The following is a 20,991-nucleotide window of genomic DNA, read 5'->3' as shown; positions in this document are numbered from 1 at the left end:
ACCTGCGTTCATGCGTACCACTTGTGGTACATGGCCGAGTCAGTGCCCTCGACGAAGCAGTCGAGGCGGCCGGATGCCCAGGAGGAGGCGCCCGTGCCGGAGGACAGCAGCCCGCCCAGGTTTTCCTCCCCGCTCCAAGCCCCGTCCCACCACCGGTGCATCATGGCGAATCCGGCACCGGGGTAGAACATGTCGATCCTGTTCGCCCCCCAGGAGACGGCGGACAGGTCCCCGCCTACGTAGCCGCCCAGTGCCTCCCAGCCGGACCAGCCGGCGCCGGCCCAGTACTGGTGGTACAGCTGGCTGTCGGTGCCCTTGACAAAGGTGTCGAGCCGGTTGGCGCCCCACGACGCCACGGCCGGGGCCGAATCGCAGACCCCGCCCAGGGACTCCCACCCGCCCCAGTGGCTGCCGTCCCACCACAGGTGCCACATGGCCGAATCCATGCCGCGGGCAAAGACGTCAATCCGGTTGGGGCCCCAGGACACGGCTGTCGGGTCGGAGGACAACATGCCGCCCAGGGCCTCCCAACCGGACCAGCCGCCGTCGAACCACTTGTGGTACAGCTGGTGGTCTGTGCCGACCACAAACATGTCCAGCCGCCCGGCGGCCCAGGAACAGATGGCCGGTCCGCTCTGGCAGTCTCCGCCCAGGGACTCCCAGCCGTTCCACGCGGCTCCGTCCCACCAGCGGTGCCAGACGGCGGAATCGGTGCCGCGGGCCACGGCGTCGATCCTGTTGGCGCCCCAGGAGACCGCGCTGGGCTTGGAGGTGATGATCCCGCCCAGGGACTCCCAACCGCTCCAGCCGTGGGTGGCGGGAACGGTGACGCCGCCGGCGGTGGAGAAGGCGTACACGTCAAAGTTGCACTGGCCGTAGGCGATCTTGAAGAAGCCGGCCATGCCCCAGCCGGCGCCCCAGGAGTTCTTGGCGATCCAGCACTGTTCCGACTCCGAATAGCCGATGACTTCCACGCAGTGGCCGCCCACCGCGTTCCCGCTCACGTGGTGGTAGACGCCGGTGGAGTAGCTGTAGAAATCGTCGTACACGTCAAAGGATGCCGCGCAGGGACCAGTGGTGTCCAGGTAGGTCTTGCGGGCGTTGATGTCACCGATCAAGCCGTGGCGGGAGATGGTGACTTGGCTGGCGGGCCGGTTGGGTGTGGGGCGAACGTATGGCTTCCACAACGAGGTGGCCGGATCGATCACGGGAGGGTTGTCGAAGGCGCTCATGTAGGTGAGCGCGGCGTCGGTGACCTGGCCGCGGGCCTGCAGCTGTGCCATGCAGGCGTCCGAGTTCCAGCCGGCGCACGACGGGCCGTGGTTTGAATTGAAGTGAGAGTCGGCCTCGGAAAGGTCGAAGAGCTGGCCCAGTTCGATCGAGGCCATGGACTCCACCACGCCTGTGCACGCAAATGACACGCACGAACCGCAATACTTCTGGTCCTCGACGGGGGTCACGTGGTTGCCGTTCTTGTTCCGCCAGTCAACCTCTGGCGAGAAGGCTCCGGCGGGTGGCGGTGCTGCGGCCTGCGGTCCTGCCTCGCGCAGGGCCACGTCCGCGGGGGAGAAGATGACGCCCAGAAGGGCCTTCTTGCCCTCGTCGCCCAGCAGCGACTGGGGCGTGATGCGCGGGCTCCAGCGAGCCTTTGCTTCGGTGAGGGATGCTGTTAGGTCATGGATGTCCAAAGTTGCCATGGTGATGCGCTCCTATGCCCATGCGGACCGCCGGGGTTTGCCGCTGCCTGTGCCGTGGCCTGCCGGCGTGGCAGGCGTCTGTGGCCTGCCGGCGTGGCAGGCCCCTGTGGGAAATTCCCGTGGGAAGTTCCCCTAGCAGGCTCCCGTGGCAGGCCGCATGCCTGCGTGGTTCCAAAATGGAGAATTGGTGGGTAGGGCCGGCCCAGCACCGCCCCATCGAGGCCCCGTATCTCCCCCGGAGGCCTTGCCCGCGCGCAAAACATATAACGAAATCAATGGTAGATTCGTCGATGTTGGGTGCATACGCTACCGACGGGTTTTCCTTGCCGGTAACTTCAGTTTTCGAGATCCCGTTGATCGAGCCTGTCGAGATCCCCGGGATTCGGCTAGGTTCAGATCCCGTCGGTCGAGCCTGTCGAGATCCCGGGATTCGGCCGTGTTCAAACTTATTTTTGCGTTGCTCCCTCCACAGGCAGACCTAGCGGGAAGGTAGTACACATATTCGAAATATGGCCTGTTTTTGTCGGTGGTGACCCGTAATGTTGGTGACATGGAAGCGGCGACACGGACGCCGGGGAATCCCGGATCCACACGGACAGGCGGGGGCGTTGGCGGGCATGTCCGCCAACTGATTGCCCTTGCCGAAGCCCTGACCCGTGCCGCCACGGCCAACGCCGGGTCCGGCGGGTTCGATGCGACTGATGGCACCCGCGTCGCTGGCGAATCCGGTCCGTCAAGTCGGGCCGATCAGGATGCGGGCCCGGACGCGCGGAATGCCGGCCCGGTCGCCCCGCTCGGGATGGACGTGGATTCCCTCAGTGACGCGGAAGCCGTGTCCTGGGCCCAGGAACTGGAACACCTAGGCTCCTTCCTGTCCGCCCTGCAGGTCCAGGTGGCCGGAAACCTGGCCGGACGGGTGCGAGCCGGGCGCTTCGACGGTGTCAAGGCCCCCATGAACCTGCTGAGCACCTCGCTGCGGGTCAGCCGGGGCGAGGCGGGCCGGCGCCTGCGCCTGGCAGACCAATTCCTGCCCGTGCGCAACGACCTAACACTCGTCACCACACCCCCGGCCCAGGCGACCACCGCGGCCGCCTTCTTCGCGGGGGAACTCTCCGCCGAACAGGCCCTGACCGCCTCCCGCTTTATCGAGGAGGCCCGCCACCTGGCGGACGGCGGACGGATAACCGCGGACGAAGCGCTCGCCGTGGAGGCCACCCTGACAGACCATGCGCGGACCATGGACCCGGAGTCCCTCACCCATGTGGGGGTGCGGATCGTCAACGTCCTGGACCCTGACGGGCACCAGCCCACCGAAGGAGAACTGATCGCCAAGGAGGGCGTCGTCTTCCGCCAGGCCCGGCGGGGATTGATCCACTTCGAGGGCTGGACCACGGTGCCCAAGTACGAAGTCATGATGGTCGCCATCGACTCCACCATGAACCCCCGCCCCCACACCGACGTCAATGACATCGAAGCCACAAATGGTGCAGCCGGCGGCCTCGGCGCCGACAAGCGAGCCAAGGCCGGCCTCGGCACCGGCGGGAACGGTGGCGTCCTGGACGGTGTTCTCCCCGGACAAACCAGCCTCGGCGAGCTCCTGGACCTCGCAGAATCGGCCACACCGACCACTCTTGCGCAGCAGGACGGCTCCGGAAGTGCCGGAAACCCAGACGGTCCGGTGTCGGAGGAACCCTGGCCGCACGTGATTGACGGGGTGCGCGTGCCCGGGCCCGGCTCGGGGGAGGAACTGCCTTGCCTGAACCCGATCGACCCCGCCAACACCAATCCTGTGGTGGCGGATCGGCGCACCCGTGCCCAACGCCTCCTGGACGGCATGATCGACTGCATCCGCCTGGCCGCCCGCACCAGCAAGCTGCCCGCGAATGGCGGGCTGAAACCCCAACTGTTCATCACAACCACCGAAGAAGACCTCCAGCGAAAAACCAAGGACGGACGTCCGGGTGGAATCGCCTTCCTTCCCTACAGCGGACCCCAGCCCCTCGGCCTGTTCAGCACCGAACTCTGCGACGCCGACGTGACCACCTTGCTCCTGGGCAATGGTCAGGAGATCCTCAACGTCGGCCGCACCCAACGCTTCTTCACCAAGGCCCAACGCAAAATCCTCATCGCCCGCGACAAAGGCTGTTCCTTTCCCCACTGCACCCGCCCCGCCTATTGGTGCGACGCGCACCATGTAAATCCCTGGGTGGACGGCGGCGAGACCAATGTCGATGTCGGATGCCTGCTCTGCGTCGAGCACCACCATGCCGTCCACCAAGGGCACTGGAGCGTCGAAATGATACTCGGCACGCCCTGGTACACGCCCAGCTACAAACTCGATCCAACCAGGACCAAACTCCGCAACAACTACCACCACGGCCTCCCCGACACGCGAAGTCAGACTTCATGACACCCTCATGCCCGAATCCTGAAGGCCCGTGGGTCTCGACGGCCTTGACCGGCTCGAACGACACGACCGGCTCGACCGACCCGACCGGCTCGACCGCGGGGAGTCTTGTCGGTCTTGTCAGTCTCGGCGCGCCCGACCGCCGGGGACAAGCGGGACCGAGGGGACCGGCGTCGTGCTTGGCTGGAATCCATGGGACGCAAGGAACCCCGGCACCTGTGTGGCGCCGGGGTTCCTTTCCTGCTATTTCATGCGACCGTGCAGTTCATGCCCTAGTGGGCTGCGGGCCGGCGGTTGCGCCATACGGCTCCCGCACCGACCACCAGGAACATGATTGCCAGCGAGATGCTCCAGCCCGAGTCGAAGCCCGTGGAGGCCAGGGGTGCGGGAGGTGCAGGCGGTGCCGGTGGATCCACTGCCACGGGGCAGGCGACCTTGTTGAAGGTTGCCAGGAAGGTGGCGGTTCCGTTGGCCTGGGCGGTCCATCCAGCGGTGGCTGCGAGCTTGTAGCCGTCAGCCGGGACCGCCGTAACCGTGGCGGACTTGCCGGTGGCCGGCGTCCCCGCTGTGGTGTACGTGATGCCCTTGGTGGTGGCCAGCGCCAGGGTTGGCGTGCTCACCGTGCCGTTGGTGCACACTGCCTGGGTGACGGTTGGCGCGGACGGTGTTGCCGCGACTACGCAATCCACTGTGTCGAAGTGGATCTCGTAGCTGGCCGTTCCGTCCTCGTTCAGCATCCAGCCGTTTCCTTCAGTGAGGCTGTAGCCTTCCGCCGGCGTGGCCGTGACCCTGACGGTCTCGCCCTGGGCTGCCGTTCCCTCGGTGCTGTAGGTGATGCCGTCCGAATTGGCCGGCACGGTCAGCTCCGGGGTGGTTGCTGTTCCGGGGCCGGTGCAGACTGCCTGGTTTGCCGTTGGTGCCTCCGGTGTTCCCGGGACGATGCAGTCCGGGGTGCTGAACTCCACCTGGTACGTTGCACTGCCGTTTTCCTGGGCCGTCCATCCTTCGGCGGCGGCCAGCTTGTAGCCGTCGTTCGGGGTGGCCGTCACGGCGACGACAGCGCCTGTTGCAGTGTCAACGTCCTGGGAGTAGGTGATCCCTTCCGTTTCCGCGAAGGCCAGCTCCGGGGTGCTTGCCGTTCCGGGCCCGGTGCACACCGTCTGGGTGACGGTTGGCGCCTTGGGCGTTGCCGGGACGATGCAGTCCGGGGTGCTGAACTCCACCTGGTAGCTGGCCGTGCCGTCCTCATGGAGGGTCCAGCCGTCGCTTGCGCTGATGCTGTAACCAAACTCCGGCGTGGCGGTGACAGTGACCGTGGTGCCTGCGGTTGCAGGTCCCGAGGTGGTGTATGTGATGCCGTCGGTGTTGGCAGGCACTGTCAATTCGGCTGCGCTTGCCATGCCCGGCCCCGTGCAAACCGCCTGGGCGGCGGTTGGCGTGCCCGGGGTGCCCGGGACGATGCAATCAGGTGCTGCAGCGAAGGTGACGGTGTAGGTGGCTGTGCCGTTTTCCTGCACAGTCCAGCCGTCGGACGCGTTCAGCTTGTGGCCAAACGTGGGGGTCGCCGTGACGACCACGGTGGCGCCTGCCGCCGTCGCAACATTCTGGGAGTACATGATCCCATCCGTTGTGGCGGGGGTGAGCGTCGGCGGGGTTGTCACTCCGGGTCCGGCACATACCGCCTGGGTGGCGGCCGGTGCGGCCGGGGTTGCTCCGACAATGCAGTCCAGCGTCTTGAAGGTGAACGTGTAGCTGGCCGTGCCGTCCTCATTGAGCATCCAGCCGTTGCCGGCGGTGATGCTGTAGCCAAACGCCGGGGTGGCGATGACGTGGACGGTGTTGCCTTCGGCTACGGTGCCATTGGTGCTGTAGGTGATGGTGTCGGTGTTGGCCGGCACTGTCAGTGTTGGCGTGGATGCCGCTCCGGGGCCCGTGCAGACCGCCTGGGTGGCGGTTGGTGTGCCCGGGGTGGCGGGGATGATGCAGTCAGGTGCGGCGCTGAACTTTATTGTGAAACTTGCTGTGCCGTCCTGGTTGAGTGTCCAGCCGTCAGCGGAGTTCAGCTTGTATCCGGAGTCCGGGGTGGCAGTCACCGTGACGGTGTTGCCTGCCCCGACCACTCCGGTGTTGGAGTAGCTGATTCCCTTGACTGCTGTCCAGGTGATGGTGGGCGTGCTGGCCATTCCCGGCCCGGTGCAAACCGCCTGGGTGACGGTTGGCGCAGCGGGGGTTGCCCCCACGATGCAGTCTGGGGTGCCGAAGGTGGCCGTGTAGGTGGCGGTGCCGTCTTCGTTGAGCATCCATCCGTTGCCGGCTGTGATGCTGTGGCCGAAGGTCGGTGTCGCGATGACGTGGACGGTGTTGCCTGCTGCGACGGTGCCGTCAGTGGTGTAGGTGATGCTGTCGCTGTTGCCCGGCACCTTCAACGCTGGTGTGCTTGCCGTTCCCGGTCCGGTGCAAACCGCCTGGGTGACGGTCGGCGTGCCAGGAGTTGCCGGGACGATGCAGTCAGGTGCTGCGTCGAAAGTGACCACGAAGGTGGCCGTTCCGTCTGCCTGCATGGTCCAGCCGTTTGCGGAGTTCAGCTTGTGGCCAAAGGTCGGGGTGGCCGTGACCACCACCGTGGCGCCTGCGGCCGTGGCAACGTTCTGGGAGTACATGATCCCGTTGGTTTCCGCGTACGTAAGCGATGCCGGGGTTGTCACTCCGGGGCCCGCACAAACTGCCTGGGTGATCACAGGTGGAGCCGGTGTGGCACCCTCAATGCAGTCCAGCGTATTGAAGTTCACCGTGAACGTTGCCGTGCCGTCTTCGTTGAGCATCCAGCCGTTGCCGGCGGTGATGCTGTGGCCAAAGGTCGGTGTGGCGGTGACATGGACCGTGGCGCCCTGTGCTGCTGCTCCGTCAGCGCTATAGGTGATGGCGGCGGTGTTGGCCGGCAGGCCCAGCGTTGGTGTGGTGGCCGTCCCCGGCCCCGTGCACTGAGCCTGGGTGACCGTCGGCGTTCCCGGGGTGGCCGGGACGATGCAGTCAGGGGTGCCGAAGATCGCCGTGAAGGTGGCTGTGCCGTCCTTGTTAAGCAGCCATCCGTTGCCGGGCGTGATGCTGTGCCCGAAGGTGGGTGTGGCCGTGATAAGCACGGTGGCACCTTGTGCTGCTGTCCCGTTGGCACTGTAGGTGATGGCGTCGGTGTTGGTCGGCACACCCAGCGTTGGCGTGGTGGACGTTCCAGGACCGGTGCAGACAGCCTGGGTGACTGTCGGCGTTCCCGGGGTGGCCAGGACGATGCAGTCAGGTGCGGCTGCCAGGCTGACCGTGAAGGTCGCTGTCCCGTCGTTGTTCAGCGTCCAGCCGTCTGAGGCGTTCAGCTTGTAACCGAACGCCGGCGTGGCAGTCACTGTGACTGTGTTGCCGGCGGCCACCACTCCCGTGTTGGAGTAGCTGATGCCCTTGACCGCGGTCCACTCGATGGTGGGCGTGCTGGCCGTTCCGGGGCCGGTGCAGACTGCCTGGGTGACAGTTGGCGGCAACGGGCTGGCCCCGACGATGCAGTCCGGGGTGGTGAATTCGACGGTGAAGGTGTAACTTGCTGCGCCGTCGGTTTGCGGTGTCCAGCCGGGAGCTGTGGTCAGCTTGTATCCGGGCTTGGGTGTTGCCGTGACGGTCACGGTCTGGCCCTGGGCGATGGTGCCGGTTACCACGTAGTCAATCCCGGTGGTGGTCGCCGCCTTCAGGGTGGGGGTGGTTGCCGTTCCCGGGCCGGTGCACACTGCCTGGACCACTGTCGGGGCAACCGGGGTTGCCGGGATGATGCAGTCCGGGGTGGTGAATTCGACGGTGAAGGTGTAGCTTGCTGCGCCGTCGGTTTGCGGTGTCCAGCCGGGAGCTGTGGTGAGCTTGTAGCCGGTCTTTGGGGTTGCCGTGACGGTCACGGTCTGGCCCTGGGCGATGGTGCCGGTTACCACGTAGTTAATGCCGGTGGTGGTGGCCGGGTCAATGGTGGGGGTGGTTGCCGTTCCGGGGCCGGTGCACACTGCTTGGACCACTGTCGGGGCAACCGGGGTTGCCGGGATGATGCAGTCCGGGGTGGTGAAGGTGACGGTGAATGTTGCCGTGCCGTTCGCATTGGGCGCCCAGCCGTCAGCTGCCTTCAGCTTGTAGCTGGACTTCGCGGTGGCCGTCACGGTGACGGTGTTTCCCAGGGCCACGGTGCCGGTTTGCACGTAGTCAATGCCTTCGGTGCTCGGCAGGGTCAGTGACGGTGCACTTGAAGTGCCCGGCCCTGTACATTGTGCCTGGGCAACTGTTGGGGCGACCGGCGCAACATCGGCGGTGCAATTCGGAATTGTCAGCACCACCGTGAAACTTGCGGAGCCATCCGCGTTCAGCGTCCACCCGGGAGCAGCGGTCAGTTTGTAAATTAGCGGCTGAGAAGGGACCGCGATGATGGTTACTGTGTTGCCGGAGGCCACCGTCCCTTGAATCTGGTAGGTGATGCCGTTTGTTACGGCGAGGGTGACGGTTGGAACTGTTGCCGAGCCGGGGCCAGTGCAAACAGCCAGCTCCACAATTGGATCCATGGGAGCCACGGGAACATCGGTATTGCACTGGTTGTTGTAGATGGCCTGACCATCGGGTCCCCAGTTCTGTCCGGTGTCGCTAACTCCGGGGATGGGCGGATAAATGTCCCCCCACTTGCCGTCCGTGCCAACGAGAGGGAACATTGGCCCGGTGTGTGAAGCATGGCCCTGCTCGATGAAAGCGGACACGGAACTGGCCATGCCCCAGTTGTATGGCTTGGTCAATGCGGCTGCCCTGTGACAGTAAACGACAGTGCCGTCCGCGGAGGTCGCCGCGGGTGCTGCAGCCACTTGTGTGCTGGCTGGTGCCGCCGCGGCCGGGCCGACTGCCAGACCAACGAGACCTGCAAACGTCATGGCTAGGGCAGCCATGACAGCCAAGAACTGGGACAGCCACTTCCGCCCCGGAACACCACCCCCCAACCGGTGCAATGACTTTCTGGATTTCCCTAACATGATTCCCCATTTCTTGTTTCTGCTTCGTTATCTTTGCCAACGAGACCGTTGATTCCATGTTTTTTGCGAGCCATGGTTAATGTGAAAGAGCGCCTCTTCATCACGTGCATAATCGATGGAATTCCACGGTGATGGGGGCGCATTGTGAACGGCTGGCGAGCATTGCTCCAGCTAGCCAATTCCACATTCTTGGTACGAGTAACAATTGCTTCTCCGCCCCAGCCTCAGATCAGTACTGCAAGGCTAGGTTCGTGATATTAATCACTGCTAGCGTGATGGTCACTCGTGTTTTCCCAGGAAACACTCGGGTAGTGTATTTCCCTACTTGGATCAGTCCCTTGTTCATGGCGGCTTCGGACCAAAGATGTTAGGCAAAACAAAGTGGCCCGGACATTCCCTTGAAGGGGAATGTCCGGGCCACATTTGTGCAATATCAGTCCGTGGCGGACCTTTGTGATCCGCTCACTTTCCAGCAGTTGGTGCCGTTAGTGCTTGCCGGCCGTCCGGCGGGTGCGCCACACGGCGACTCCACCAAGACCCAGGAGCAAGGCGCCCAGGGCCAGGAAGAATCCTGAGTTGGCACCTGTCTCAGCCAGGCCCGCGGGCTGAACGGCTGCGGTGGTGACTGCCGGGTCAGTTGTTGCGGGCGCAGCCGGCGTGGTGGTGGTGGCCGGAGGTGTGGTCACCACGACAGCCGGGCAGGCCACCTTGTCGAAGGTAACGGTAAAGGTGGCCGTTCCGTCTTCATTCAAGTTCCAGCCATCGGCTGCCACCAGTTGGGTGTTGTCGGCTGAGGCGGTGGCCGTAACGACGGCGGTGCCGCCGTTGGCGACGTCACCGGCCACCTTGTACGTGAGGCCGTCAATGGCAACCGGGGTAACTGACGGGGTGGAGAGCACGCCGTCGGTGCAGACGGCCTGAACAACTGCCGGCGCGGCGAGCGAAATGTCTGTTGTGTCAGGAATCCGGCAGCCGTTGTTGTAAATAGCTGGCCTTCAGCGGTCCAGTTCATCCCGGCGTACTGGTCGCCGTTATTGCCAATGGGCGGGATAATGTCGCCCCAGCCCGAGGTCATGCCGGCGGCGAACACCGGGCCGGTGTGCCCAGAATGGCCAGGCTCGTTGAGTATCGAGGCAACGTCCACAGTGATTGGCTTGGGCCCGTATGGGTTGTTCTCCGCCGACGTGGCGTGGCAAATGGTGACTTCGTAGTCCGAGCCCGGCGTGGCATTTGCGGGTGCAGCGGCCAGGGCGCCAAGGCTGGCAAAGCCAAGGGCAAGGACAGCGGCCGACGACAGGAGGGTCGACCGGAGTTTGCGCGGAGGTGATGACTTCCCCGCATTGCTTTGAATGTGCTCTGGCTTGTAATGCATTAGTTCCCCAACTTTCCAAAGTATTTTCAGGTGATGCTTCAGTGGCCAGGTAATTCAACAAATGAATTCCCCCGGCCGTCAGAATTATGCTCTTTATGGCATGGGAATGCCTGGCGAAATATTAATCTTGGGCAGCGTTGAATGAAGCGATGTCCAAATTCTTTGGCTCGCCTTATAAATGCCCGCAACAATGTAGAGCCGTCGCTAGGTGCGGCAATAAAAGACTATGATCGGAAGATTTTTAAAACAAGGGTGGAAACCACCCGTCTTCATTGGCAATGTCACTTGATTTCGGCGTCCCGGTCACTCGATTAACGCGTCGTCAACACTCGACTTCCAGAATTCATCACTCGCTTTTTGAGGAGAATGCTTTCATGAATTGCTAATTGGTTTTGGGCATGGCAAAGGAAGGCCACCCGCGTGGCCTTCCTTAACTATTGGTCAGGGCTAATGCAGCCAGACGAAAATTATCACTAACGCAACGATGGCGGAGAGAACGCCCAGCGACACGGACCTCCACGTGTAGCTGCGCTGTTCGAACCTGTTCCTTGCATACCTGGTGCTCATATGACGGCCTACCCCTCTTTCGGTCATCGTCTTCAGAACTGAGCCTACGGTGGGCCATCAAGGGATCAATAGGGTGGCCGCCACTCGTCTTTGGTACGCCACCACTCCAAGTAGTGGATTCGCTACTTGTCGGCCAGATGTGATCGTTGAGAGATGCGCCTTAGTTGGTCGGCGTGGGGACGGCCGAAGCGGACGATGTCTGGGCTTTGGAGGTCCAGACATCGGGGCCGAACGGCACCAGCCCGGGCTGCGCGGCGTACCCCAGGTGCGGCAGGCTGAACAGGTTTTCAATGGACCGCAGCAGCGAGTAGTCGTTGTACGGGATGGTGCTGGTGGATCCTGCCTTCACGAAAGGTGAGAGCACCAGCGCGCCAATGCGGCCACCGCCGGCACCATTTCCTTGAGCCTGGAGCAGTGCGGAATTCGGCCCGCCCGGGTGCGGCACGTTGGGGCCGGAAGGCTCCTGGCAGCAGGCGCGGGAATCGTTCTTCGCCTCGTCCGCCAGGATGATGATCATGCTGTTCTTGTATGCGGGCGATGCCTGGATCAGGGGGATCCAGGTGGACAGCCAGCTGTCGGGGGTCCGGGGGGCGGGGCATTCATTGTGGCCGTCGTCGCACAGGCTGGGAGAAATGAAGGCGAAGTTTGGTGTGGTCGCGGCAGTCTTCAGGTCAGTGGTGAGCTGGTCGAGCGGCTTGACATTGGCGGCGCAGGCCGGTGTGTCGCGCACCGCCGAGAAGTAGATGAAAGGATTGTGGCGGGCTGCGTAGTTGTCCCAGGGCACGGAGTTTTGGGTCAGGTCCGACTTGTCCGGGCCAAGGCTGGGAATGCCGCAGCTGGCTTGTTCACGGTAGGGTGCCGCGCCCATGTCCTGCATGTAGCCCTTCCACGTCAGGTTGTTGTCCGTGAGCTGGTTGGCGAGGGTGGGGACGGACTTCGGGAAGACGCAGCCGTGCTTTGACGTGACCTGGCCGTCCGCAGCCGGCTGGGCCTCCGTCATGTCCGTGTATTTGGTGCAGTCGCCCTGGATGTCCTTGGTGGGTGAGGTGCCGCCCAGAATGGCCAGGTAGTTGCCCAGGCTCCAGTGGGCCACCCCGTAGAACTGGTTTAGGAGCACGCCCTCGGGACGCAGGGTGTTGGCCAGGTAGGGGTAGATGGGCTTGGGACCGTACGCGCTGTCGTAGGACACGTTTTCCAGCATGATGACGAAAACATGGCTGACGGCCGACGGCGGGGTGGGGTCTGGAATGTGGGTGGTGGCGCCGGGCGAGCCCGCCTGACCAGAAGAGCAGGCCCCGAGGAACACGGTGGACAGCACTGCAGCGATGGCAGCAGCCTTGGACCAGGGCGACTTGGTCCACCGTGCCCTGGACCACGGTGACCTGGTCCACCACGGCTTGGCCACGGGTGATTTGGACTGGTGGCGCTTGGTCCACCACGGCTTGGCCACGGGTGATTTGGACTGGTGGCGCTTGGTCCACCACGGCTTGGCCACGGGCGATTGGGACTGGTGCCGCTTGGTCCACCACGGCTTGGCCACGGGCGATTGGGACTGCTGAGCCCCGGACCGCCGGTCTCTGCGGGCCGGGAGATTAGCTGGCAACATGGCGGGCCACCCTTCCTGTGCTGTGCCAAGTCTTTCCAACGCTGCGCCAAAATTTGACTGTGCTGGTCCAGGATTTTGGCGTGACGTGCCCGCTGGACGCTGAGCCGTGCCCGCTGGACGCCGTTCCGTGCCCCCGGGACGCTGCGCCGTGCCCGTATTTCTCCGCGTTCTGTCCGTAGAGGAACTGCTGCCAGGTGATGTGGGGCAGCCGCGGCAGTCCGAGCAGCACCAGGGTCAGCCCTGCCACCGCCCACACGCCTGCGGACGGATTCCAAAGGTGTCCATAGACCATGCCGGTGGCCACCAGCAGCGATGTGCCGAGGCTCAGGCCGATGGCCAGGGCAACGTAAAAGGCCGCACCGAGGGCCAGCCTGGACCGGCGGCTGGGGCTAGCCCGCCAGAACCACAGTGCCGCCGCCCCGCCCGGGCCAGTCAACAGCAACGCCCCCACCACTGCCGCCCGCAGGGCTGGCGGTCCCGCCAGGGCCAGGGGAAGTGAAGCGATAGCCAACACGGCTAGGGCCAGATCCGGGAGATTCTTGGGGATTCGCATTGGTTGCTCCGTTGATGTGGATGAGGATTCCGGAAGTGTTGTGCGCCAGGACACGCCAACCGTCGCGCAGCTGGCAGGTGTCAACAAAGTGCTGGACGGCGCCGGGCGGGCCGATTCCCAGCATCTCTGCGGAGTCGATTTGGCTTTGCGTGACCAGCAGGTAGGCCCCGGACTTTGCCGCCAGCTCTTCCACAAAGGAACAGGCCAGCTCCGGGGCGTCGGCCTGTGGCTTGCCGGGCAGCAGAGTGCGGTACTTGTAGGTGGCGTACTTGACGCTGCGCCACGGGGTGTCGTGGACGGCTTCAATCACCACGGCGCCGTTGGGGGCCGCATGGTCAAGCTGGCTGACCAGCGCCAATTCGCCCTGCGAGAAGGTCTCCAGGGCGTCATTGCCATACCGGGTCACCATGGTTGTCCCCGCCAGCGCCAGCCCGACGACGGCGACCAGCACCGTGCGCCACACCCTGGGCCTGCGCCCTCCTGCTGGCAGCAGCAGGGTGGCCAGCAGGGGGGCGGAAAACGGCAGGCTGTACAGGTACACCCTCATCAGCAGTTCACCGCCGTACGGCTGCAGTGGCAGAAGCAGCAGGGGTATGCCGACCGCTGCCGAGGCGGCCAGCCAGGGGCGGTGCCGGTGGGCCAGCAGCCATGCTCCGGTGCCAGCCGCCAGCCACATGAACGCCGACTCTGCAATGCGGGACGCGACAACAAAGAGGTGTCCAGGGTCGCCTGAAACGCGCTTCGTCACGGCTATGGTCTGGCTTACGTTGCCCACGGATCCGAACAAGGTGTCCATGTGGCCCACCAGGTAGGGGGTGGCAACAAAAACCAGCCATACAACAGGGATTGCAATGGCCAGCGCCGACACCAGGCGCAGCCGCAGCTGGCCAATTGCCACGAGCCCCAGCAGCACCGCCGCCACGGCAAAGGGCGTCAGCTGGTGGGCCGCTGTCATGGCCACCAGCATCACAATGCAGCAGGAAATGAGCATGGCCGAAACGGGCCGGGAAAGGCCTGGTGCCGGATACACCTTCGGATCCATCCAGTCCACCACGCGGCGCCACTTGCTTGCCGTCCCCTTCCAGGCCCGCCCACCGTAGGCGGCCAGGACCGCCGCGAGCACCGTCAGCCCCACGATGTATGCGTACGCCTGCGGGGCGAGGTAGTCCTGTCCCACCCAGCTGGTCAGGTAAAACAGCCAAACCCCCGCCCACGTGGCGCGCCAGTGCCCGGTCACGCGCCGGGCGATGGCCAGCAGCACCGGCAGCAGGAGCAGGTTGACGACCGGGGGCGCCCACGTGGCCAGCGGCATCAGCGACGGGAGTCCCGTGGCTTTTGAAAACATGGCCAGCAGGGCAAAGAACCCCGGCCAGGAAAAGTAGGCATCCAGTTTGGTGTCCAGCTGGCCGTCGGCGCCGATGTAGGCGGTGATCCCAAGGTGCCGGTAGCTGGCCTCCAGCCGGGGGGTTCCGTGGATCATCGGGTCCAGGCCATGCAGCAGGAAGATCAACACCACCAGCTGCACCACCAGCACCCACACGTGCTGCCGGCGCCGGGCCAGTGACAGCGCCACGCCGGCCACGGCCGCAGCCAGGGCGGGGAAGTACTCAGGGGGCACGGCCGTGATTACGCCCAGGGAGCCGATTTTGCCGACGTCGGCGTGCAGCGCGCCCCACACGCCCAGGCCCAGTGCCGCTGCCGCCAGCAAGGCCAGGGACGACGACGCCGCACCCTCGCCGTGCACCATCCTGGGGCGCATCCTGCTCTCCACCCGGTCCAATGCGTCCGTCAGGCGGACGCGGGTGTCCACATAATGGGAATACTGCCGGCGCCAGGCGGCGCGCAGTCCGGGCACCTTGGGCAGCTCCGTGTCATGGTCAGAGGTGTACGTGTGGCGCTGGTCGCTGTGGCGCAGCAGCTGTTCCTGCGCAAGGGCGTCCCGATGGTCCAGGCGGAGGGCGCGCCGGAGATCGCCCGGGCGGTCGCCCTGCAGCTTGGGGTGGACGTTCCGCCCAGGTGAGGGAAGGATCTGGGACGCCTGGTTCTTGGATGCGGGGGCCTGGGACGCCTGGTCCTGGAATGTCAGGTTCCTGGATGTCAGCTTCCTGGACGTGGGGGCTTTGGACGCGGAGGCTTTGGACCCGGGGGACTGGGGTGCCTGGGCCTTGGAGGTCAGCACGCTCAGCCGCCACGCCGCCAGCCCCGCCGCGACCACCTGGCCGGCCAGCCATACAAGCGAAACCCCCTCCAGCCCGCGCTGCGAGGCCAGCGCCGCGGCCGGAACCACGGCAATCAACGCAGCCACCACGGCCACGGCCGTGGCCTCGGCCAGCCGGTTCCGCGCCCGGCACAGGCCGTAATACACCTGCGTCACGCAGCCCACCAGCAGCGCCGGGGCCATGATCAGCAGCAGGGGCCACCCCTGCGCGTACACCGGGCCCAGCAGCTTCAGCAGGACGGGCCCCGCCACGACCAGCACCACGGCGGCGCCCGCCGTCAGCACCACACTCAGCATCAGTGCCTTGCGCACCAGCGCCCGCACCGGATTCGCCCAGCCGGCCGGGGCGGGCCAGGCCACCGGGCCGGGCCCGCCGGGGGCTGGCTGCGAAATGCCCTGCAGCGAAGCGTCGTGCCGCGAAATGCCCTGACGAGAGACGTTCTGCCTCGAAATCCCCTGCCGCGAGAAGTCCTGTACCGACACACCTTGCCGTGGAATTCCCGGCCGCGACACGCCCTGTTGCGACACCCCCTGTTGCGACACCCCCTGCCCGGCAAGCTTGGCTTGAAGTGAATAGCCGGCCGACTGGGGCACAAAAAACACTGCCGTAGACAGCATCCAGACCATGTACCAGGAAGCCGTGGCCGTGGCTGAAACTGCGGCCGTGACCACCAGCGGCAGCAGGTAGCCCGGTGCCCTGTCCGAAAGCATCAGGGCGTGGTTGGGCAGGCCGTGCCGCAGCAGTAGCTTCGCCTCGGGCGCGCCAAAACGCGTGGGCCGCAAGCCGCGGCGCCACTGCTGGACCAGGCCCAGCACCACGCTGGCCAGCGCTCCCGCGGCCACGGAAGTAAGGAGCGTCAGCACGCCGTCGTTCTTCGCCAGCAGGCCCAGGCCCAGCGCGCCAAGCTGGACCAGGCCCTGCACCAGGCTGCGGGAGAGCGCATGGTGGGAGCTGGACTGCGCCACCGCGATGTGGTCCAGCTGGTAGGCCACTGTGGCCAGCACGGCGGCCACCAGGAAGGCGGCCACCACGGCGGGATTGTCCCACGCGGCGCCGGTCACCCCGCCCAGGGCCCGCGTGACCAGGACCACCGCCACGCCCACCACGACGGAGGTGACCACCACGGCAGCCAGCGAGGCGCTGAGAAGGCGGCGGCCGGCGTCGTGCTGGCTGGGTAGGAGGGAGACAGTGGCCGGGCCCACGCCGAGCAGGGCCAGCTGGACGGACAGCAGCACTGCGGAAACCAGCGCCGAACCGAGCCCCAGCCGTGCGGGGGAGAGCGACAGGGCCGCCAGCGCCCAGAAGACGAAGCCCACCACCATGGGCGCCACTCGGGCGGCTGCCAGCGAAAGCGTGTTGGCCCCCATGGACTTGCTCTGGACCTGGCCGGGGTGGAGCCGGTCCAGCAGCTCGCGGCCAGTCATGGGTGGGCCCGGGTGCCGTGCATCCATTCCGAGACCATCGACCGGTAGTTGTAGCCCAGGAATCCCGCCCAGTACGGAAGGTAGCGCGGGGCCAGGACCAGGGACAGGCCCGCCCCGCGGATGGTGGCCAGCAGCGGCAGCGCCACCATCCAGCCGGCGCGTGAGGGATGCTTGGCGGCCGTCCGGGCCAGGCCCGCTCCGTCCTGCTCCCACTGGTCGCGGGCCGTGTCGAAGCCGCCGCTGAAACGGTGCCCCACGATGGTCTTGCGGGAGACGCCAAGCCGGGCGCCCGCCTGCTGCAGCCGAATGCGCAGCTCCACGTCCTCGCCGGAACGGAACGATTCGTCAAAGCCCAGCTGGAGCAGCACGTCGCGGCGCATCAGTGTGGCGCACACGCAGAACCATTCACGCACGCGGCTGTGGTTGTGGTGCCAGGCAAGTGCCTGGGCCCAGTATTCCTCCTCGTCGGGGCGGCTGGCGAGGCCAAACTGCAGGCCGTCGTAGTGGCCTGCGGTGAACTCGTCCAGGAGGGCTTTCAGGGCGCCCTCGGGGAGGAGGACGTCAGCATCAATGAGGGCCAGCGTGTCCTGCGTGGCTGCGCGGGCACCCATCATGCGGGCGGCTGGGAGGCCGCGTCCGCCGTCGGAAATCACATGCGCCCCGGCGTTGGTGGCCAGCTCCACGGTGTTGTCCGTGGAGCAGCCGTCCACCACGATGATCTCCGCGGGGTGCTGCGCCGCGACGCTGGCCAGGCACTCGGCCAGCCAGCGCGCGGCATTGCGGGCAGGGACCACCACGGAGACGGGGAGTGCCCCGTCTGCCGCGGTGGTGCCCTGCGGGGTCTCGCTGGTTGTCACGGCACTGCCTTGATAATCACGTCGTCGATGTTGATGGACGCCGGCTGCGGGTAGTGCTCCGAGCCCATCATCACCGAGGTTGTGCTGGTGGCTGAGGTGTTGACCGCAGCCGAGTTGTAGACCTGCACGCCGTCCAGCCACACCTGGATGGTGGTGGTTGGGCCCGCAGCTGCAACACGCATTTGCACGTGGTGCCAGGCACTGAGCGAAATGGACGACGTGGTCAGCTGTGCGTAGATGTCCGTGCCCGCAGGTGACAGGACCCGCAGCCACAGCTGCCCGGTGGAGTTGTACCGGTAGATGTCCGCAAACCGGGTGGAACCGGTCCAGAAGCGGAAGTACGGCACGTCATTGCCCACCGGCCCAATGGCCGTGATGTTGAACCAGCCGTCCGCGTATACGTCCGTGGACGCGGCGGGGATGGCGTGGGACAGGTTCGCCCGCGACAGGTTGTTCGTGGTGGTGACCAGGCTGGCCGCGCTCAGTCCCGTATGGACGGTTGTTTGCTGGACGGTGGCTGTTGCGTCGCCTCCCAATTGGAGCGTCCACTTGTTGAGGTTTCCACACTCAAAGTTGTCTGCCACCACCGTAGTTCCGGGGAATGAATTGGTGGGCAGGACTGCCGCAGCGCAGTTGGCAACGGGCTGGGCCTTGATGATCACGTTGTCCAGGTAGAGGTCACCCTGCTGGCCGGCAAATTCATTGCCCGTTGCCACAGAGGTGATGTCGCCGATGCGGCCGTTGACGGTGCTGCTGGAGAATACACTGGTTCCGTCCAGCCAGACCTGCACGGTGGTTGCCGCCCCGTTGGGCAGCACGTGCATCTGGAGGTGGTGCCAGCGCCACAGGCTGACGGGGGTGCCGGTCAGCTTGGTGCGTGTCCAGACGTTGGTGGGCGAAAGCGTTTCAAGCCACAGGCTGCCGTCGGCAACGTTGCGGTAGATGGCGGCAACACGGGTGGTGCCGCTATAGAAGCGGAAGTACGAATTTGCGCCTCCTTGCGTCGACAGTCCCGCGACGTCAAGGGAGCCGTCTGCGTAGACGTCCCCGAGGCCGGCCGGAATGGTTTTGGTCAGGGTCGCGATGGAGCCGGCCGCCGTGCTTGCGTGCAGGTGCGTGGAGCAGGCGCCGGTGACGGCTGCGGTGTTGACGACGGCGGCTGTTCCGTCACCGCCGGTGTTGACGGCCCAGTTGCTGAGGACTCCGGATTCAAAGTTGTCGGCAACCACGGTGGTTCCGGGGAAGGTGGTGCTGGGAGCCGCCGTAAGGGGCTGGCAGGTTGGTGGGGGGGTGGGCTGGGCCTTGATGATGAGGTTGTCGAGGTAGAGGTCCCCGCGCTGGATGGTGAATTCGTTTCCGGTGGACACCGAGGAGATGTTGCCGGTGCGGCCGTTGACGTGGCTGTTGGAGTAGACGCTGGTTCCGTCCAGCCAGACTTGGACGGTGGTTGCGGCGCCGTTGGGCAGCACGTGCATTTGGATGTGGTGCCAGCGCCACATGCTGACGGCCGTGCTGGTGAGCCTGGTGCGTGTCCACGTGCCGGCGGAGGAGAGGGTTTCCAGGTAGAGGCTGCCGTCGTTGACGTTGCGGTAGACGCTGGCCACCCGGGTGGTGCCGATGTAGAAGCGGAGGTAGGAGTTTGCGGCTCCGGTCACGCCTGCTGTGGCGACGTCGAAGTAGCCGTCTGCGTAGACATCGCCGAGCCCGGCGGGGATGGCCTTGGTCAGGTTGGAGAGCGATCCGGCCAGTGCATCTTCGTGCAGGCGGGCGGAGCAGGCTCCTGTGACATGGGCGTTGGTGACAACGGCTGCCGTGCCGGTTCCGGCGGCCCAGACCTTCCACTGGGAGAGGGTGCCGGATTCAAAGTTGTCAGCCAGCACCGTGGTTCCGGGGAAGCTGTTGGTGGGCTGCGCCGTGGCGGGCAGGCATGCAGGGGCGGGAGCGACCAGGGCCTGGGCCTTGATGATGAGGTTGTCGAGGTAGAGGTCCCCGCGCTGGATGGTGAATTCGTTTCCGGTGGACACCGAGGAGATGTTGCCGGTGCGGCCGTTGACGTGGCTGTTGGAGTAGACGCTGGTTCCGTCCAGCCAGACTTGGACGGTGGTTGCGGCGCCGTTGGGCAGCACGTGCATTTGGATGTGGTGCCAGCGCCACATGCTGACGGCCGTGCTGGTGAGCCTGGTGCGTGTCCACGTGCCGGCGGAGGAGAGGGTTTCCAGGTAGAGGCTGCCGTCGTTGACGTTGCGGTAGACGCTGGCCACCCGGGTGGTGCCGATGTAGAAGCGGAGGTAGGAGTTTGCGGCTCCGGTCACGCCTGCTGTGGCGACGTCGAAGTAGCCGTCTGCGTAGACATCGCCGAGCCCGGCGGGGATGGCCTTGGTCAGGTTGGAGAGCGATCCGGCCAGTGCATCTTCGTGCAGGCGGGCGGAGCAGGCTCCTGTGACATGGGCGTTGGTGACAACGGCGGCCGTGCCGGTTCCGGCGGCCCAGACCTTCCACTGGGAGAGGGTGCCGGATTCAAAGTTGTCGGCCAGCACGGTGGTTCCGGGGAAGCCGTTGGTGGGCTGCGCCGTGGCGGGCAGGCACGCAGGGGCGAGTGTGGCCTGCGCGGATGTGGCGCCAGCCTTCACGCTTGTTTTGGGCGCTGATGTGGGAGTTGGCGTGGGTGTTGGCTCGGGTGCCGGTGGCGACGTAGTGCTGGCCGGCGCGGTGGTGGCATTGGTAGTTGCCGGAGGCGTGGTCGGTGTTGCGCTGGCCGGGCTGGAAGCAATTGGCGCCGTGGTGGCAGGAGTCGTGGCCGGGGGCGGCTGTGTGGCTACCGTTGCTGTCGGGCTGGCGCCGGGCGAGCTGCCGGGGGGCGGCGTGGCGGCTGTTGCCGCCAGGCCCGCCGTCAAGGCAAGCACCGCCGTCATCATCATGGTTCGGATGCCTGCTTTTGGCCTGTTCACAATGCCACCTCCATATAGCCGACGCCGTCCCCTTGGGCGCACGCCGCAGCCAGCGGGTGCATTGCCCGCTTCGCCGATTGACCGGCGACGGGTGCCGCCAGCAGATAAAGAATTGTTCGACGGCGGCTGCCGGCCGCCGCTGTGCGGCCCGCCGTCGTGGCAGCCGCCGCTGTGGGGTTCACCGTCGTCCGGGCTGCGGAAGCCGAGGCCGCCAACCTAACCCCGGGAGTCGCCGTCGTCCGGGCTGCGGAAGCCGAGACAGCCGCCCAAACCCCGGCGGCCGCCGTCGTCCCGGCCGAAAGCCG

Annotated in this window: 10 protein-coding genes; 2 read left to right on the top strand and 8 right to left on the bottom strand. The window is 65.7% G+C overall.

Features of this window, described 5'->3' with window-relative positions:
* Positions 1-8 precede the first annotated feature (8 nt).
* A complete protein-coding gene (locus G6N77_RS08400) occupies positions 9-1,697 on the bottom strand; it encodes a DUF8189 domain-containing protein (protein ID WP_165181577.1) in 1,689 nt (562 codons plus the stop codon).
* Between the two features lie 550 nt (positions 1,698-2,247).
* Between G6N77_RS08400 and G6N77_RS08395 the strand changes: the two genes are divergently transcribed.
* Positions 2,248-4,107: an HNH endonuclease signature motif containing protein gene (locus G6N77_RS08395; RefSeq protein WP_165181576.1), complete on the top strand. Its 1,860-nt coding sequence runs from the start codon at positions 2,248-2,250 to the stop codon at positions 4,105-4,107.
* A gap of 269 nt (positions 4,108-4,376) precedes the next feature.
* Here G6N77_RS08395 and G6N77_RS08390 read toward each other — a convergent pair whose 3' ends face one another.
* The 7 genes from G6N77_RS08390 to G6N77_RS19825 all read right to left on the bottom strand — a co-directional run bounded on the left by G6N77_RS08390 (position 4,377) and on the right by G6N77_RS19825 (position 20,368).
* Positions 4,377-8,828, bottom strand: coding sequence for an InlB B-repeat-containing protein (locus G6N77_RS08390; protein ID WP_165181575.1), 4,452 nt, complete (start codon positions 8,826-8,828; stop codon positions 4,377-4,379).
* A 797-nt stretch (positions 8,829-9,625) separates the two neighbouring features.
* Complete coding sequence (locus G6N77_RS20310; protein ID WP_165181574.1) at positions 9,626-10,039, bottom strand: LPXTG cell wall anchor domain-containing protein; 414 nt, start codon at positions 10,037-10,039, stop codon at positions 9,626-9,628.
* A 1,200-nt stretch (positions 10,040-11,239) separates the two neighbouring features.
* A complete protein-coding gene (locus tag G6N77_RS08380; RefSeq protein WP_165181573.1) occupies positions 11,240-12,685 on the bottom strand; it encodes an alkaline phosphatase family protein in 1,446 nt (481 codons plus the stop codon).
* Positions 12,672-13,121 (bottom strand): hypothetical protein, encoded by a 450-nt coding sequence (locus G6N77_RS08375; RefSeq protein ID WP_165181572.1) that lies wholly within the window; start codon positions 13,119-13,121, stop codon positions 12,672-12,674. Before G6N77_RS08375 ends, G6N77_RS08380 begins: the two co-directional genes overlap by 14 nt.
* Positions 13,075-16,881 (bottom strand): polysaccharide biosynthesis protein, encoded by a 3,807-nt coding sequence (locus G6N77_RS08370; protein ID WP_165181571.1) that lies wholly within the window; start codon positions 16,879-16,881, stop codon positions 13,075-13,077. Before G6N77_RS08370 ends, G6N77_RS08375 begins: the two co-directional genes overlap by 47 nt.
* Positions 16,878-17,738, bottom strand: coding sequence for a glycosyltransferase family 2 protein (locus G6N77_RS08365; RefSeq protein WP_165181570.1), 861 nt, complete (start codon positions 17,736-17,738; stop codon positions 16,878-16,880). The genes G6N77_RS08370 and G6N77_RS08365 overlap by 4 nt, the downstream gene beginning before the upstream one ends.
* On the bottom strand, positions 17,735-20,368 hold the full coding sequence (locus tag G6N77_RS19825; protein WP_165181569.1) for a hypothetical protein: 2,634 nt from the start codon (positions 20,366-20,368) through the stop codon (positions 17,735-17,737). Before G6N77_RS19825 ends, G6N77_RS08365 begins: the two co-directional genes overlap by 4 nt.
* A gap of 31 nt (positions 20,369-20,399) precedes the next feature.
* Between G6N77_RS19825 and G6N77_RS08355 the strand changes: the two genes are divergently transcribed.
* Positions 20,400-20,906: a hypothetical protein gene (locus tag G6N77_RS08355; protein ID WP_165181568.1), complete on the top strand. Its 507-nt coding sequence runs from the start codon at positions 20,400-20,402 to the stop codon at positions 20,904-20,906.
* The last annotated feature ends 85 nt before the right edge of the window (positions 20,907-20,991 follow it).

It is taken from the genome of Arthrobacter silviterrae, assembly GCF_011045165.1.
Classification (GTDB): domain Bacteria; phylum Actinomycetota; class Actinomycetes; order Actinomycetales; family Micrococcaceae; genus Specibacter; species Specibacter silviterrae.
Note: the sequence above shows the minus strand (reverse complement) of the source record. Positions and strands in the feature narration are given on the sequence as shown.

Bases quoted from the DNA above. Each gene is read 5' to 3' on its own strand.
- G6N77_RS08400 (WP_165181577.1), bottom strand. From the start codon at position 1,697: ATGGCAACTTTGGACATCCATGACCTAACAGCATCCCTCACCGAAGCA.
- G6N77_RS08395 (WP_165181576.1), top strand. From the start codon at position 2,248: ATGGAAGCGGCGACACGGACGCCGGGGAATCCCGGATCCACACGGACA.
- G6N77_RS08390 (WP_165181575.1), bottom strand. From the start codon at position 8,828: ATGTTCCCTCTCGTTGGCACGGACGGCAAGTGGGGGGACATTTATCCG.
- G6N77_RS08380 (WP_165181573.1), bottom strand. From the start codon at position 12,685: ATGTTGCCAGCTAATCTCCCGGCCCGCAGAGACCGGCGGTCCGGGGCT.
- G6N77_RS08370 (WP_165181571.1), bottom strand. From the start codon at position 16,881: ATGACTGGCCGCGAGCTGCTGGACCGGCTCCACCCCGGCCAGGTCCAG.